Consider the following 13,734-nt stretch of genomic DNA (forward strand, 5'->3'; position numbering starts at 1 on the left):
CTCATGGGCCCCATGCTTACTCCCGATCGGCGAGGCCTGTCACCTTCAGCGCGAAGGCATAGACGAGGGCGACCTCCTTCAGCCGGTCGAACCGGCCGGAGGCGCCGGCATGGCCGGCCGACATGTTGACCTTCAGCGCCAGGATGTTGTCGTCGGTCTTCTCGTTCCTCAGGCGCGCGACCCACTTCGCGGCTTCCCAGTAGGTGACGCGCGGGTCGGTGAGGCCCGCGAGCGCGAGGATGTGCGGATAAGCCTGCGCCCTCACATTGTCGTAGGGGCTGTAGGAGGCGATGAGGTCGTAGTCCTCGACGCGCTCGATCGGGTTGCCCCATTCGGGCCACTCGGGCGGGGTGAGGGGCAGCGTGTCGTCGAGCATCGTCGCGAGCGTGTCGACGAACGGCACCTCGGCGACGATCGCGAGGAACCTCTCGGGCGCCATGTTGGCGACGGCGCCCATCAGCATGCCGCCGGCCGAGCCGCCATGGGCGACGATCCGGTCGTGGGCGGTGTAGCGCTCCGCTGCGAGATGGTCGGCTGCCGCGATGAAGTCGCTGAAGGTGTTGAGCTTCTTCGCCGTCTTTCCCTCGCGGTACCAGCGCTGGCCCTTGTCCCGGCCGCCGCGGATATGGGCGAGGGCGAACACGAAGCCGCGGTTCACCAGCGACAGGATGTTCGTGTTGAAGCCGGCGGGGATGGTGATGCCGTAGGAGCCGTAGCCGTAGAGCAGGCACGGGGCCGAGCCGTCCCGGGGCGTGTCCTTCAGCATGAGGACGGAGATCGGCACCGTCTCGCCGTCGGGAGCGGGCGCGTGGACCCGGCGCACCACGTAGCGCTCCGGATCGTGACCGGACGGCACCTCCTGCTCCTTGCGCAGGGTGCGCTCGCCGGTCCCGATCGCGTAGTCGTAGACGCGCGCCGGTGTCGTCAGCGAGGAGTAGCTGAAGCGGATCTCGTCGGTCTCGTACTCGTAGCCGTGCATCACGCCGAGCGCGTAGGCCTCCTCGGGGAAGGAGATCTCGTGCTCGGTGCCGTCGCTCCAGCGGCGGATCACGATGCGCGGCAGCCCGTCCTCGCGCTCGAGGCGCACGAGATGGTCTGCGTAGGGCACGGCGTCGATGACGTAGCGGCCCTCGCGGTGGGGCACGAGGTCGCGCCAGTTCGCGACGGCGGGATCCTCGACCGGCGCGGTGACCAGCTTGAAGTCCTCCGCGTCGTCGCGGTTCGTCAGGATGACGAGGTCGGTCCCATGATGCTCGACATGGTACTCGATGCCCGTCTCGCGCGGCGCGACGAGGCGGGGCTTCGGGTCCGGCGATGCCGTGTCGATCAGCCAGACCTCGCTCGTCTCGTGGTCGTGCGCGTCGATGACGACGAAGCGCCGCGACTGCGTGCGGCCGACGCCGACGAAGAAGCCGGCATCGGCCTCCTCGTAGACCAGCTCGTCCTTCGCGGCATCCTCGCCCACGACGTGTCGGAAGACCTGGCGCGGCCGGTGGTTCGCGTCGAGTCTCGTGTAGTAGAGCGCCCGCCCGTCGGGCGACCAGACGGCGCCGCCGGTCGTGTCGGTGATCTCGTCGGGAAGGTCCTCGCCCGTCGCGAGGTCGCGGATGCGGATCGTGTAGAACTCCGAGCCGGCCGTGTCGGTCGCGTAGTAGAGGAGGCGGTGGTCGGGCGCGTGCCCGGCGCCGCCGAGGCGGAAGTAGCCGCGGCCTTCGGCCAGCGCGTCGCCGTCGAGAAGCGTCTCCTCCTCGCCGCCGCCACGCGGGGTGCGCACGAGGAGAGGGTGCTCCCCTCCCGTGCGGTAGCGCGTCGCGTAGGCATAGGGGCCGTCGGGAGAGGGAACGCTCGAATCGTCCTCCTTGATGCGCCCGCGCATCTCGGAGAACAGCCTCTCCTGAAGCGCCTCCGTGCCCGCCATCACCGATGCCGTCCACGCGTTCTCGGCCTCGAGCTGCGCGCGGATCTCCGGCGCGAGGCTCGAAGGGTCGTGCATCACCTCCTGCCAGTTCTCGGCCCTCAGCCAGGCATAGGGGTCGCGGCGGGTTCGGCCGTGGTGGCTCGTCTCGAGGGCGCGCCCTTCCGCGCGCGGCGGCGTGGCGGCGGCGTCAGCTAGGGACTTCATGTTGCGGCGGTTTTTCCTTCGTGCAGTGCGGTCGGGTTCACGCGACCGCCGTCACGCGAGCTTCCGGTCGAAGCTCAGCGCGTGGCCGTTGATGCAGTAGCGCAAGCCCGTGGGCGGGGGTCCGTCCGGGAAGACGTGACCGAGGTGAGCGTCGCATGTCGCGCAGCGCGCTTCCACCCGGCGCATGCCGTGGGAGAGATCCTCGTGCTCGCTCACGCGGCCCTCCGCAATCGGCGCCCAATAGCTCGGCCAGCCGGACCCCGAATCATATTTCTGCTCCGAGCTGAAGAGCGGGGTGCCGCAGCAGACGCAGGCATAGGTGCCCGCGGCCTTCTCGTCCCAGTACGGCCCGGTGAACGGGCGCTCCGTGCCCTGGCAGCGGGTCACCCGATACTGCTCGGGCGTCAGTTCCTCCTGCCACTCGCGGTCGCTCTTCTCGACGCGGCCGGACGTCTCGGTGTCGCTCATCTTCATCCTCCGGGAACCTTTCCGTGGGCATACATAGTGTGCTGATCCGACTTCGCAATTCAGCATCATCTACATCATCAGCTGGTATACCAGATGCCGCCCGGCGTCGGGTTTTCGTTGACGGCACTTGTCAATTGCGTATTTTCCCCCAGGGGTCGATACGGGGCATGTGAACCTCGAGGGCCCCGTCGACGGTATCTCCCGGGGGAATTTCGACGTGGGCATTCGAGGCCTGAGCCTGATCGCGGCGCTGTTCGCCTTCTGGCTGCTCCTGTCCGGCCACTACGACACCTGGCTCGTGTCGGTCGGCTTCGTCTGCTCGGCACTGGTGGGCGCCTTCATGTGGCGCCTCAAGGTGCTCGACCAGGAGGGCTACCCGGCCGGGTTCCTGGTCGGCGCCGTCACCTACTGGCCCTGGCTCGCCTGGGAGATCGTGAAGTCGGCGCTCGACGTCACGAAGGAGATCCTGAAGCCGCGGCTGGAGATCTCTCCGACGGTGGTGCGGGTGACGGCTTCCCAGAAGACCTCCGTCGGCTTCACGACCTACGCCAATTCCATCACGCTCACGCCCGGCACCATCTCCACCACCGTCTCCTTCGACGACCACACGATCCTCGTCCACGCGCTGACGCGCGAGGGGGCGGACGCGACCGCCGAGGGCACGATGGACCGCCGCGTGAGCCGCTTCGAGAGCGGTCTCTGACATGTTCGCGACTGCCGCCTTCGCCATATTGGTGGCGCTCGGCCTCGCCGTGGCGCGTGCCCTCCTGGGGCCGACCGTGTTCGACCGCATGCTCGCGGTGAACTCGATCGGCAACTTCGCGATCCTGATGCTCGCGGTCTTCGGCTTCCTGACGGGGCGCCCGGAGTTCCTGGATATCGGCATCCTCTACGCCCTCCTGAACGTGATCGGCACGATCGCCGTCCTGAAGTTCTTCCGCTTCGGCGATCTCGCCCATTCGGGCGGCGAGGAGCCGAGCTCATGACCTCTATCCTCGTCGAGATCCTGCAGTGGGCGATGCTGCTGGCCGGGAGCTTCTTCCTCGTCGTCGGCGCCTTCGGCGTCGCGCGGATGCCCGACATCTTCACGCGGATGCACGCCGCCTCGGTCGCCGACACGCTCGGCGCCGGGCTCCTGATCCTCGGCATGTGCCTCGAGAGCGGGTTCTCGCTCGTGACCGTGAAGCTCCTGATGATCCTCGCTCTCTTCTTCTTCACGAGCCCGCTGTCGAGCCACGCGCTCGCGCGGGCCGCGCTCGTCGTCGGCGTGAAGCCGCTGCTCGCCGGGGAGGGCGGCCGGCTCGAGAGACGGGCGGTGGAGGTCCTTCCGCCGCGGCCGGCCGGCCATCTCTGGGAGATCGACGAGACGGAGGGCGAGGGGCGCGCGGCCGTGAAGCGGCGGCTCGACGAGCAGGACATCGGGAGCGGAGACAGCGGCACGCTCGGCCTCGGCCAGGACGGAAAGGAGCGACCGGAATGATCGAGGCCCTCATCAACATGGTCCTCCTCACCCTGCTCGCCGCGATCATGATCGGGGTCGTCAGGCTGAGGAACCTCTTCGCCGTCGTGATCCTGTCGAGCGCCTACAGCTTCATCATCGCGACGGTGCTGATCGTGCTCGACGCGGTCGACGTGGCGATGACCGAGGCGGCGGTCGGCGCCGGCATCTCGACCGTCCTGATGCTCGCCGTGCTCTTCCTCACGAAGACCGAGGAGCAGAAGCCGAAGCACTCGCCGGCCCTGCCGCTGTTCGTCGCGACGGTGACGGGCATCGCGCTGATCTACGGCACGCTCGACCTGCCGGCCTTCGGCGTCCCCGACCAGCCGATCCACACCCATGTCGGCGCCTACTATCTGGAGAAGTCGGTGGAGGAGACGGGCATTCCGAACGTCGTGAGCTCGGTTCTCGCGAGCTATCGCGGCTTCGACACGCTGGGCGAGACGACCGTCGTCTTCACAGCCGGGATCGGCGTGCTGCTGCTGCTCCGCCGCAACCGCAGGCGCAACGGCAAGAACGGAGAGACGTCATGAGACTGGACGTCATCCTCCGCGTCATCTCGAAGCTGTTGCTGCCGTTCATGCTCGTCTTCGCGCTCTACGTGCAGTTCCACGGCGACTACGGGCCGGGCGGCGGCTTCCAGGCGGGCGTGATCGTCGCCGCGGCGGTGATCCTCTACGCCATCATGTTCGGCCTCGACGCCGCGCTAGAGGCCGTGCCGGTGCGGGTCGTGGAGATCATGGTGCCGCTCGGCGTGCTCATCTACGCCGGCGTCGGCGTGGCGAGCCTCCTCCTCGGCGCGAACTTCCTCGACTACGACGTGCTCGGCCACGACCACCACCACGCGCAGGAGCTCGGCGTCATGCTCGTCGAGATCGGCGTGCTCGTCTCCGTGTCCGGCACCATGCTCGCGATCTTCTACGCCTTCGCCGGTAGGGGGCGCTGATGGACTTCTTGCAGACAGTCGTCTCCCACTACAACCAGTGGATCGCCGTCTTCCTGATGGTGTCGGGGCTCTACATCGTCGTCGCCCGCGGCAACATGGTGAAGAAGCTCGTCGGCCTGAACCTGTTCCAGACCTCCGTCTATCTCCTCTACATCTCGCCGGGGAAGATACTCGGCGGGACGCCTCCGATCCTGGCGGCCGAGTTCGCGGTCTACTCGAACCCGCTGCCCCACGTTCTCATCCTCACGGCCATCGTCGTCGGCGTCGCGACGCTCTCGCTCGGCCTCGGCCTCGTCGTGCGGATCAACGAAGCCTTCGGGACGATCGAGGAAGAAGAGCTCTTCGCCCGGGACCCCGAAGCATGATCCTCGACAACCTGCCTGCCCTGCAGGTGGTGATCCCGCTCGTCGGGGCCACGATCTGCGCGCTCATCGACCGCCGCCGCGTCGCGTGGCCGATCGCGCTCGCGATCAGTCTCGTGGGGATCGTGATCTCGGTCGCGCTCCTCGCCCAGGTGCTGGCTGGCGGCCCGATCTCCTACGCCATGGGCGGCTGGGCGCCGCCCTACGGCATCGAGTACCGGGTCGACGTCGTCAACGCCTACATCCTCGTCCTCGTCTCGGTGATCGGCGCGGTGATCATGCCCTACGCGCCGCGGAGCGTGGCGGCGGAGCTGGCGGAGAACAAGCAGGCGTGGTTCTACACCATGTACCTCTTGAACCTGACCGGCCTGCTCGGCATGGCGATCACGGGCGACGCGTTCAACGCCTTCGTCTTCCTCGAGATCTCGTCGCTGTCGTCCTACGTGATGATCGCGCTCGGGCGGGACCGGCGGGCGCTGCTGGCGGCCTACCAGTACCTGATCCTCGGCACGATCGGCGCGACCTTCTACGTGATCGGGGTCGGCCTGCTCTACGCGATGACGGGGACGCTGAACTTCGTCGACATGGCCGAGCGGATCGTCGACGTGGAGAGCTCGCGCTCGGTGCTCGCTGCGCTCGCCTTCCTGACGGTCGGCATCAGCCTGAAGCTCGCGCTCTTCCCGCTGCATGTCTGGCTGCCGAACGCCTACGCCTACGCGCCCTCGGTGGCGACGGTGTTCCTCGCGTCGACGGCCACGAAGGTCGCGGTCTACCTCTTCCTGAGGTTCTTCTTCTCGATCTTCGGCGCGCGCTTCGTCTACGCGGACCTGCCGCTGACGGAGATCCTACTCGTCCTGTCGGTCGCCGCGATGTTCATCGCCTCGATCATCGCGATCTTCCAGGACGACGTGAAGCGGATGCTCGCCTACTCCTCGGTGGCGCAGATCGGTTACATGACGCTCGGCATCGGCATCGCGAACCTGAACGGCCTGACCGGCACGATCGTGCACCTGTTCAACCACGCGGTGACGAAGGGCGCGCTGTTCATGGCCGTCGGCGCGGTCGTCATGCGCGTGGGGCGCCACGACCTGGAGGGGCTCGCCGGCATCGGCCGGCGGATGCCCGTGACGATGGCGGGCTTCGTGATCGCCGGGCTGTCGCTGATCGGCGTGCCGGGCACGGTCGGCTTCGTCTCCAAGTGGTATCTCGCCGCCGGCGCCTTCGAGAGCGGGGCGTGGCTCCTGTCCTTCCTGATCATGGCGAGCTCGTTCCTCGCGGTCGTCTATGTCGGCCGGGTCGTCGAGATCGCGTGGTTCCGCGAGCCGACGCAGGCCGTCGCGTCCGTGGAGGAGGCGCCGCTCTCCCTTATTATCCCGACCTGGGTGCTCGTGGCGGCATCCGTCGTCTTCGGCCTCGACGCGGCCTTCACGGCGGGCGTCGCCGAACGGGCGGCCGAGGCACTTCTCGCGGGGATCCTCTGATGGACTCGACCCTCGTCCTTCTGGCGCTCCTCGTGCCGCTGGTGGCCGCCGTGCTCATTCCGCTGGCCGGCGGGCAGCCGAACCTGCGCGAAGGCATCACGCTCGCCTCCGCCGGCATCCTCTTCGTGATCGTCGCGAGCCTCGTCGGCCCGGTGCTCTCCGGCGCGCGGCCGGAGCTCGGCGGGTTCGAGGTGCTTCCGGGCCTCGTCGTCGGCTTCAGGGTGGAGCCGCTCGGGATGCTCTTCGGCCTCGTCGCCTCGACCCTGTGGATCGTGAACTCGATCTACTCGATCGGCTACATGCGCGGGAACGGGGAGCCGAGGCAGACGCAGTTCTACGTCTGCTTCGCGGTGGCGATCGCCGCGACGATGGGCGTCGCCTTCTCCTCGAATCTCTTCACCCTCTTCCTCTTCTACGAGGTGCTGACGCTCTCGACCTATCCGCTCGTCACCCACAACGGCAACGCGGAGGCGCGGGCGGCGGGGCGGGTCTACCTCATGCTCCTCCTCGGCACGTCGATGCTCCTGCTCCTGCCGGCGATCATCTGGACGGGCATCCTGGCCGGCACGCTCGACTTCGCCCCGGGCGGCATCCTGGCCGGCAAGGCGGGGCCCGTGCTGACGGGCGTGCTGCTCGGCCTCTTCGTCTTCGGGATCGGCAAGGCGGGCGTCATGCCCGTGCATTACTGGCTGCCGGCGGCGATGGTCGCGCCGACGCCGGTCAGCGCGCTGCTCCATGCCGTCGCCGTCGTGAAGGCCGGCGTCTTCACGCTGACGAAGGTCGTCGTCTACGTCTTCGGCGTGGAGAACCTCGCCTCGCTCGGCACGGCCGACTGGCTCGCCTGGGTCGCGGGCTTCACGATCCTCGCCGCCTCCGTCGTCGCGCTGCAGCAGGATCACCTGAAGCGGCGGCTCGCCTACTCGACGATCAGCCAGCTCTCCTACATCGTGCTGGCGGCCGCGATCCTCACGCCGATCTCGCTCGTCGGCGCGGCCATGCATATCGCGGCCCACGCCGTGTCGAAGATCACGCTCTTCTTCGCCGCGGGCTCCGTGCACACGGCCGCCCATGTCGACCATATCAGCCGGATGAACGGCATCGGGCGGCGCATGCCGTGGACGATGGGTGCCTTCACGGTCGCCTCGCTGTCGATGATCGGCGTGCCGCCGACGGCGGGGTTCCTCTCGAAGTGGTTCATCCTCGAAGGCGCCTTCTCGAGCGGCCGGTGGGTCCCCGTCGCCGTCATCATCGGCTCGACCGTGCTCAATGCGAGCTATTTCCTGCCGATCGTCTACCGGGCCTTCTTCCGCGAGGAGGAGCCGCACCCGGCAGGAGCGCACGGGCACCACGGCCATGGCGAGCCCCACGCGCACGACACCCACGCGCACGGCGGCGGCCACGGCGAGGCGCCGCTGCCGATGGTGATCGCGATCGTCGTCACGGCGAGCCTGACCGTGCTGATGTTCCTCTTCCCCGGACTGCCGCTCGGCCTGTCCGAGGCCATGATGGAGACAAGGCCATGACACCCGAACAGGATCACTGGCTCGTCCGCCCCGCCTCGATCCGCAAGTTGTGGGCCGGCTTCATCGTCGTGCTCGCGCTGACGGTGCTGGCCGATCTCTTCGTCGAGCACCATCCGCATTTCGGCATCGACGGCACGTTCGGCTTCGGCGCCTGGTACGGCTTCATCTCCTGCGTCGCGATGGTCTTCTTCTCGAAGGGCCTCGGTCTCCTCCTCAAGCGGCGGGACGACTACTATGAGTGACATCGTTATTCCGCCCGGCCTCGTGCTGATCGTGGGCGCGTTCGCGCTGCCCTTCGTCAGCCTCAGGCTCCGCAACGTCCTGCTGCTCGGGCTGCCGCTTGTGGCGCTCGCCCTCGTCTGGATGGTGCCGGACGGAGAGGCGCTGCGCCTCTCCTGGTTCGGCTACGAGCTGACCCCCGTGCGCGGCGACGCCCTGGCGCGCGTCTTCGGCACCGTGTTCGCGCTCATGGTGTTCGGCGGCGGGCTCTACTCGCTGAACCAGCCGAGGACGCTCGAGCTGACCTCGGCCTACGCCTATGCCGGGTCGGCGCTCGGCGTCGTCTTCGCGGGCGACCTTCTGTCTGTCTTCGTCTTCTGGGAGCTCATGGCGCTCGCCTCGACCATGGTCATCTGGTCGGCCGGGCGGGAGGCGTGGGGGCCCGGCATCCGCTACGCGATCATCCATCTCCTCGGCGGCGTCATCCTGATGGCGGGCGTCGCCGGGCAGATCTGGACGACGGGCGACATCGGCTTCCACGCGATGGCGACAGACGGCTGGCCGCGCTGGCTCATTCTCGCGGGCTTCCTGATCAACGCGGGCGCCCCGCCGCTGCAGGCCTGGCTGCCCGACGCCTACCCGGCCGCCTCCTGGTCCGGCATGGTCTTCCTCTCCGCCTTCACGACGAAGACCGCCGTCTACGTCCTGATGCGGGGCTTCCCGGGCGCGGAGATCCTCCTGTGGGTCGGCCTGTTCATGGCCTGCTACGGGATCGTCTTCGCGATCCTCGAGAACGACATGCGCCGCATCCTCGCCTACTCGATCATCAACCAGGTCGGGTTCATGGTGACCGGCATCGGCATTGGCACGGAGCTCGCGCTGAACGGCGCGGCGGCGCACGCCTTCGCCCACATCATCTACAAGGCGCTGCTCCTCATGTCGGCGGGCTCCGTCCTCTACATGACGGGCAAGAGCAAGTGCACGGATCTCGGCGGGCTGTTCCGGACGATGCCGGTGACCACCGTCTGCGGCACGATCGGGGCTCTCGCCATCTCGGCCTTCCCGCTGACCTCGGGCTTCGTCTCGAAATCCATGATCAACTCGGCCGCCGGCGAGGAGCACCTCGCGGTCGTCTGGTTCGTGCTCGCCGCGGCCACCGCCGGCGTCTTCCTGCACGCGGGCATCAAGTTCCCCTGGTTCGTGTTCTTCCAGAAGGACTCCGGCATGCGCCCGCCGGATCCGCCGGCGAACATGCGCTGGGCCATGTATCTCCTGTCGGCGATCTGCATCGGTCTCGGCGTCTTCCCGCAGCCGCTCTACGCGATCCTTCCCTATCCGGTGGACTACGAGCCCTACACGGGCAGCCACGTCGTGCAGCAGCTCCAGCTTCTGTTGTTCTCCGGCCTCGCCTTCTTCCTCCTGCTGAACGCGCTGAAGCGCACCAGGACCATCACGCTCGACGTCGACTGGCTCTGGCGGGGGCTCGCCCCCGGACCGGCCGTGCGCCTTGCGCGCTGGGTCTCGGCGTGGCGTGCCGTCGCGCTCGAGCGGCTCGGCGGCAGCCTCACCTTCGTCGTCGGCTCGCTGCGCCGGCATCATGGTCCGGAGGGAATCGTCGGCGGCACCTGGCCCACCGGAGTCATGGCCTTCTGGACGACAGTGCTGCTCGCAGGTCTGCTGGTCGTCTATTACATCTAGAGCGTGACTCGGCCGGCAGTCGGGTTCTGCAGCAGTCTTCCGTTAATATTGCTCCAGTAAAGACTTATCGTTCATATAGATTGACTAGACTGCGGTATATTCCGGGCTGCGCTGTAGTGCTGCAGCTTAGTCCGGAGCGTGCCGGTTCTATCTTGCCTGTGGCGGGGCGTGCCCGTATGTAAAGCGCGTGGTCGAAAGACGGTGCGGGGCCTAGCGATTCCCGCTTCACCTACTGTTAGCCCTTTGCCGGGCAGGAGTTCGTTCGTCGGCCTCTACGAAACAAAAAAAGGTGCCCCTAGCCATGGAAAACACAGAGCAGAACAGCGAGCTCATCGAGCTGGCAGCGGAGATCGTGTCGGCCTATGTCAGCAACAATCCGGTCCAGTCGACCGACCTGCCGAACCTCATACACGAGGTGCACCAGGCGCTGTTGAAGGTCGGGACGAACGAGGTCGAGCAGCCCAAGGAAGAGCTGAAGCCCGCCGTGCCGGTGCGAAAATCGGTGACGCCGGAATACATCGTGTGCCTCGAGGACGGAAAGAAGTTCAAGTCGCTCAAGCGGCATCTCCGGACGCATTACGACCTGTCGCCGGAGGAGTATCGGGAGAAGTGGGGACTTCCGGGGGACTACCCGATGGTGGCTCCGAACTACGCCGCGGCGCGCTCGGCACTTGCGAAGAAGATGGGCCTCGGCCAGCGCCGCCGCCGCGGCTGATCGCGGCGGTGTGGCGTGCGGCCGTCGCGGCCGGCGCCACCGGGCGGTCCAATTCGCCCAGTCGCAGGCGCTCCGCCGCGAGCGCCTGCGACAGCGCGATGTGGCGGTTTAGATCGTAGGCCCAGTGAGCCGACCGGGCCCGACGCCGCTCCCGGCGCACGGCCGCGCACAGTCGCTCCACGATGAAGCGGCTCGCATCCGGCTCCTCCCGCGGAACTTCGCCCGGAAACAGCCGGATGAGGCCCGGCAGATGCCGCGACCGTTCGTAGCGGATGGCCCCGCTCCGGATCGTGGCCCCGATTGCCGCCCCAGCGCGGTCGTCCAAGCCTGGCCAATTCTCCCGCCGCCGAACGTCGTGCACCGTCATGATCTTCCCTCCGATGGAGGAACGAAGTTTGACGCGGGCGGGGGAGGTGTGACTTCATACCTATCCGGGCGCCGGCGGAACGCCGGCAAACCCTGGCTATTCCGGCCTTGAAGTCCAGCTTTTATTCACCCACTTAGCCGCCACTGCATGATAGGATATTAATCCTATAATGGAGTGGGCGGATGCCGGTATCGGTGGAGTGCGAGGTGGATCGGGCGCGCCGTGTGCCGCGGCGTGGGCACGGCGATCATGGCGTGGCCCGTCTCGTCGAGAGATACGTGGCGCGCCATCACGGGGTCGCGCTGTCGGAGATGATGGCGCCGGGCAGGGCGACCGCGCGCGCGAAATGGGCGCGGCACACGACCATGTATCTCGAGCGCGTGGTGCTGCAACTCACCTGCGAGGAGATCGCCGCCCGCTTCGGACATCACCGCACGTCGGTCACCCATGCCTGCCGGAAGGTCGAGGAGCGACGGGACGAGGCCGCGTTCGACGCGCGGCTGCAGGCTCTCGAGGCACGCGTGGGGCGCTATCTGGAGGCATCGCGATGAACGCCGTGGACCTACACGACGAGCAGCACTTCGTCCGGCTCCTCGCAGCCCTGGCACGACCGGGCACCCGACTCCTGCGCGAGGACGGGCTGAACAGGGCGGAAGTGGCGCGTGCCGGACGGGACGCGCCCCTTCTCGTGGTGCCGGACGAGATCGTGAGGCGGGCCTTCTCGCGTGGGCTTCTGCGCGGCTTGCCCGACGGCGACGCCGAGGTCAGCGCGGAGGGACGCGCCTTCCTCCGCCGCCTGGCGGCGGGAAGGGCGGACGATTCCTACCGCCGCCAACATCTGGAGGTGCGGCAGGTCTCGGGGCGCCCCTCGAGCGCGCCCGGGCCCGACATCGTGGAGAACGAGAGCCCGCTCGCATGGCTTCACCGCCGAAAGGGTCCGAACGGCGAGCCGATGATCAGCGAGGCACAGTTCCTGGCCGGCGAGAGGCTGCGGGCGGATTACACGAGGGCCGGCCTCATGCCGAGGCTCGGGGTCGACCTGAGCCTCCCGCCGACGCCGCGGGGACAGGCCGGCGTCGGCAACCGGGTCGCCGAAGGTCTCGACCATGCGATCGACGCGCGCGACCGCGTCGACCGGGCGATGCGGTTCGTCGGACACGAGCTCGGGTCGCTCCTGATCGACGTGTGCTGCGACCTCGTGGGGCTCGAGGAGGTCGAACGGCGGAGGGGCTGGCCGCGCCGCTCCGGCAAGCTCGTGCTGCGCATCGCGCTCGACAGGCTCGTCGAGCATTACGGCATAGGGGTGCGGGCGACGGGGGCGGCGCGGGCCGCGCTGCGGCACTGGGGCGCGGAGGGCTACAGGCCGGCGGGGGAGGGGTGAGACGACCTCGCGGCGCCGGTCAGGAGACGGTTTCTGCGACCGCGGCGGCATCGCGGCGGACGCGCTGCACCATCGCGGCGAGACCGTTCGAGCGCTGGGGCGTCAGGTGCTCCTTCAGTCCGAGACGCGAGAAGGCGTCCTCCGCGTCCGTCTCCAGGATCTCGTGCGGCGTGCGGCCGGAATAGAGCGAGAACAGGATGGCGATCAGGCCGCGGACGATCAGCGCGTCGCTGTCGCCCCGGAAGGTGAGGAGGGGACCCGCCGGCCGGTCCTCCCGGTTCGTCTCGAGCCACACCTGGCTGACGCAGCCCTGCACCTTGTTCTCGGCCGAGTGGGCCTCCTCGGGCAGAGGCTCGAGCGTCCGCCCGAGCTCGATCACGTAGCGATAGCGCTCCTCCCAGTCGTCGATGAAGGAGAAGTCGTCGTAGATCTGTTCGATCGGGGGGGTGCTCATCGGCCGCCTGGCTCCTCGTCCTGCCCCGACATATAGGCGCCAAGCCGCGCCCATGTAACCCGGCGCCAGAGCCGGGCCGTCAGCCGTTCAGAGGGCCGCGCCACGAGACCTGGCGGTCTTCCTCGGAGAGCGTGTCGAGGGAAGGCCGCAAGGGTGCCGCCACGCCGCTGTCGGGACCGGCCTGCGGGTCGGGGCCCTCCGGCGCGTCGGGACCCGCCAGCGAGGGGTCCGTGTCGGGCTCCGCCGACAGGCTGCGGTAGACGAGCTGGGAGCCGTAGATCGCCTTCTCCCGAAGGGTGCCGATGAGCATCGCCCCGGTCTCGCAGGCGCGCGGGTTCCGATCGCAGAAGCCGGCGACGTCGCTGACCGCCGACTGCGCGAAGCCGAGCGCGTCGAAGGCCGAGATCGTGGTGCCGGAAGCCTCGCCGGTCTCGCTGCGCGGCATCGGCAAGACGAGCAGCACCAGGGTCAGCCAGAAAGCCAGACGGATGAGGAACATC

At 68.2% G+C, this 13,734-nt stretch carries 17 protein-coding genes; 13 read left to right on the plus strand and 4 right to left on the minus strand.

All coding sequences use genetic code 11. From position 1 onward, the window contains the following. Nucleotides 1-16: 16 nt before the first annotated feature. Together N177_RS18750 and msrB are read right to left on the minus strand one after the other, a co-directional pair. Nucleotides 17-2,122 carry a S9 family peptidase gene (locus N177_RS18750; RefSeq protein ID WP_023433995.1) on the minus strand — a complete coding sequence of 702 codons (2,106 nt, stop codon included), beginning with the start codon at nucleotides 2,120-2,122 and terminating at the stop codon, nucleotides 17-19. 51 nt (nucleotides 2,123-2,173) lie between these two features. Next, nucleotides 2,174-2,590, minus strand: coding sequence for a peptide-methionine (R)-S-oxide reductase MsrB (gene msrB, locus N177_RS18755; protein ID WP_040486243.1), 417 nt, complete (start codon nucleotides 2,588-2,590; stop codon nucleotides 2,174-2,176). A gap of 217 nt (nucleotides 2,591-2,807) precedes the next feature. Here msrB and N177_RS18760 point away from each other — a divergent pair, with 217 nt between their 5' ends. The 13 genes from N177_RS18760 (at nucleotide 2,808) to N177_RS22145 (ending at nucleotide 12,780) form a co-directional block, all read left to right on the plus strand. Next, complete coding sequence (locus N177_RS18760) at nucleotides 2,808-3,293, plus strand: Na+/H+ antiporter subunit E (protein ID WP_160170947.1); 486 nt, start codon at nucleotides 2,808-2,810, stop codon at nucleotides 3,291-3,293. 1 nt (nucleotide 3,294) lies between these two features. Further along, nucleotides 3,295-3,576: an MrpF/PhaF family protein gene (locus N177_RS18765; protein ID WP_023433998.1), complete on the plus strand. Its 282-nt coding sequence runs from the start codon at nucleotides 3,295-3,297 to the stop codon at nucleotides 3,574-3,576. After that, entirely contained in the window at nucleotides 3,573-4,070 is a 498-nt protein-coding gene (gene mnhG, locus N177_RS20790) for a monovalent cation/H(+) antiporter subunit G (protein ID WP_023433999.1), read from the plus strand. The genes N177_RS18765 and mnhG overlap by 4 nt, the downstream gene beginning before the upstream one ends. Beyond that, the gene (locus N177_RS18775; RefSeq protein WP_023434000.1) at nucleotides 4,067-4,621 is read left to right on the plus strand and encodes a DUF4040 domain-containing protein; all 555 of its coding nucleotides are present in this window, start codon (nucleotides 4,067-4,069) and stop codon (nucleotides 4,619-4,621) included. The genes mnhG and N177_RS18775 overlap by 4 nt, the downstream gene beginning before the upstream one ends. Beyond that, nucleotides 4,618-5,034, plus strand: a complete 417-nt coding sequence (locus N177_RS18780) for a Na(+)/H(+) antiporter subunit B (RefSeq protein WP_023434001.1) — start codon at nucleotides 4,618-4,620, stop codon at nucleotides 5,032-5,034. Before N177_RS18775 ends, N177_RS18780 begins: the two co-directional genes overlap by 4 nt. Beyond that, nucleotides 5,034-5,399, plus strand: coding sequence for a cation:proton antiporter subunit C (locus N177_RS18785; RefSeq protein WP_023434002.1), 366 nt, complete (start codon nucleotides 5,034-5,036; stop codon nucleotides 5,397-5,399). Before N177_RS18780 ends, N177_RS18785 begins: the two co-directional genes overlap by 1 nt. Beyond that, nucleotides 5,396-6,877: a monovalent cation/H+ antiporter subunit D family protein gene (locus N177_RS18790; RefSeq protein ID WP_023434003.1), complete on the plus strand. Its 1,482-nt coding sequence runs from the start codon at nucleotides 5,396-5,398 to the stop codon at nucleotides 6,875-6,877. The genes N177_RS18785 and N177_RS18790 overlap by 4 nt, the downstream gene beginning before the upstream one ends. Further along, nucleotides 6,877-8,400 (plus strand): monovalent cation/H+ antiporter subunit D family protein, encoded by a 1,524-nt coding sequence (locus tag N177_RS18795; protein WP_023434004.1) that lies wholly within the window; start codon nucleotides 6,877-6,879, stop codon nucleotides 8,398-8,400. Before N177_RS18790 ends, N177_RS18795 begins: the two co-directional genes overlap by 1 nt. Next, a complete protein-coding gene (locus N177_RS18800; protein ID WP_023434005.1) occupies nucleotides 8,397-8,642 on the plus strand; it encodes a hypothetical protein in 246 nt (81 codons plus the stop codon). The genes N177_RS18795 and N177_RS18800 overlap by 4 nt, the downstream gene beginning before the upstream one ends. Continuing rightward, a complete protein-coding gene (locus N177_RS18805) occupies nucleotides 8,635-10,317 on the plus strand; it encodes a Na(+)/H(+) antiporter subunit D (protein ID WP_023434006.1) in 1,683 nt (560 codons plus the stop codon). The genes N177_RS18800 and N177_RS18805 overlap by 8 nt, the downstream gene beginning before the upstream one ends. 301 nt (nucleotides 10,318-10,618) lie before the next feature. Next, entirely contained in the window at nucleotides 10,619-11,032 is a 414-nt protein-coding gene (locus N177_RS18810) for a Ros/MucR family transcriptional regulator (RefSeq protein WP_023434007.1), read from the plus strand. 549 nt (nucleotides 11,033-11,581) lie between these two features. Beyond that, entirely contained in the window at nucleotides 11,582-11,950 is a 369-nt protein-coding gene (locus N177_RS18815; RefSeq protein WP_051402481.1) for a helix-turn-helix domain-containing protein, read from the plus strand. Then, entirely contained in the window at nucleotides 11,947-12,780 is an 834-nt protein-coding gene (locus N177_RS22145; protein WP_023434009.1) for a DUF6456 domain-containing protein, read from the plus strand. Before N177_RS18815 ends, N177_RS22145 begins: the two co-directional genes overlap by 4 nt. Nucleotides 12,781-12,799: 19 nt before the next feature. Here N177_RS22145 and N177_RS18825 read toward each other — a convergent pair whose 3' ends face one another. After that, complete coding sequence (locus tag N177_RS18825; RefSeq protein WP_023434010.1) at nucleotides 12,800-13,234, minus strand: SufE family protein; 435 nt, start codon at nucleotides 13,232-13,234, stop codon at nucleotides 12,800-12,802. Between the two features lie 79 nt (nucleotides 13,235-13,313). Continuing rightward, nucleotides 13,314-13,733, minus strand: a complete 420-nt coding sequence (locus N177_RS20795; protein WP_023434011.1) for a DUF5330 domain-containing protein — start codon at nucleotides 13,731-13,733, stop codon at nucleotides 13,314-13,316. Nucleotide 13,734: the final 1 nt, after the last annotated feature.

Source organism: Lutibaculum baratangense AMV1 (genome assembly GCF_000496075.1).
GTDB lineage: Bacteria > Pseudomonadota > Alphaproteobacteria > Rhizobiales > Tepidamorphaceae > Lutibaculum > Lutibaculum baratangense.

What these genes read in the sequence shown, in the direction of transcription:
- N177_RS18815 (WP_051402481.1), top strand. Translation starts at nt 11,582, where the DNA reads ATGCCGGTATCGGTGGAGTGCGAGGTGGATCGGGCGCGCCGTGTGCCG.
- N177_RS20795 (WP_023434011.1), bottom strand. Translation starts at nt 13,733, where the DNA reads ATGTTCCTCATCCGTCTGGCTTTCTGGCTGACCCTGGTGCTGCTCGTC.
- N177_RS18750 (WP_023433995.1), bottom strand. Translation starts at nt 2,122, where the DNA reads ATGAAGTCCCTAGCTGACGCCGCCGCCACGCCGCCGCGCGCGGAAGGG.
- N177_RS18785 (WP_023434002.1), top strand. Translation starts at nt 5,034, where the DNA reads ATGGACTTCTTGCAGACAGTCGTCTCCCACTACAACCAGTGGATCGCC.
- N177_RS18780 (WP_023434001.1), top strand. Translation starts at nt 4,618, where the DNA reads ATGAGACTGGACGTCATCCTCCGCGTCATCTCGAAGCTGTTGCTGCCG.
- N177_RS18795 (WP_023434004.1), top strand. Translation starts at nt 6,877, where the DNA reads ATGGACTCGACCCTCGTCCTTCTGGCGCTCCTCGTGCCGCTGGTGGCC.
- N177_RS18765 (WP_023433998.1), top strand. Translation starts at nt 3,295, where the DNA reads ATGTTCGCGACTGCCGCCTTCGCCATATTGGTGGCGCTCGGCCTCGCC.
- N177_RS18790 (WP_023434003.1), top strand. Translation starts at nt 5,396, where the DNA reads ATGATCCTCGACAACCTGCCTGCCCTGCAGGTGGTGATCCCGCTCGTC.
- N177_RS18800 (WP_023434005.1), top strand. Translation starts at nt 8,397, where the DNA reads ATGACACCCGAACAGGATCACTGGCTCGTCCGCCCCGCCTCGATCCGC.
- N177_RS18805 (WP_023434006.1), top strand. Translation starts at nt 8,635, where the DNA reads ATGAGTGACATCGTTATTCCGCCCGGCCTCGTGCTGATCGTGGGCGCG.
- N177_RS18825 (WP_023434010.1), bottom strand. Translation starts at nt 13,234, where the DNA reads ATGAGCACCCCCCCGATCGAACAGATCTACGACGACTTCTCCTTCATC.
- N177_RS18810 (WP_023434007.1), top strand. Translation starts at nt 10,619, where the DNA reads ATGGAAAACACAGAGCAGAACAGCGAGCTCATCGAGCTGGCAGCGGAG.
- N177_RS18775 (WP_023434000.1), top strand. Translation starts at nt 4,067, where the DNA reads ATGATCGAGGCCCTCATCAACATGGTCCTCCTCACCCTGCTCGCCGCG.
- N177_RS22145 (WP_023434009.1), top strand. Translation starts at nt 11,947, where the DNA reads ATGAACGCCGTGGACCTACACGACGAGCAGCACTTCGTCCGGCTCCTC.
- mnhG (WP_023433999.1), top strand. Translation starts at nt 3,573, where the DNA reads ATGACCTCTATCCTCGTCGAGATCCTGCAGTGGGCGATGCTGCTGGCC.
- msrB (WP_040486243.1), bottom strand. Translation starts at nt 2,590, where the DNA reads ATGAGCGACACCGAGACGTCCGGCCGCGTCGAGAAGAGCGACCGCGAG.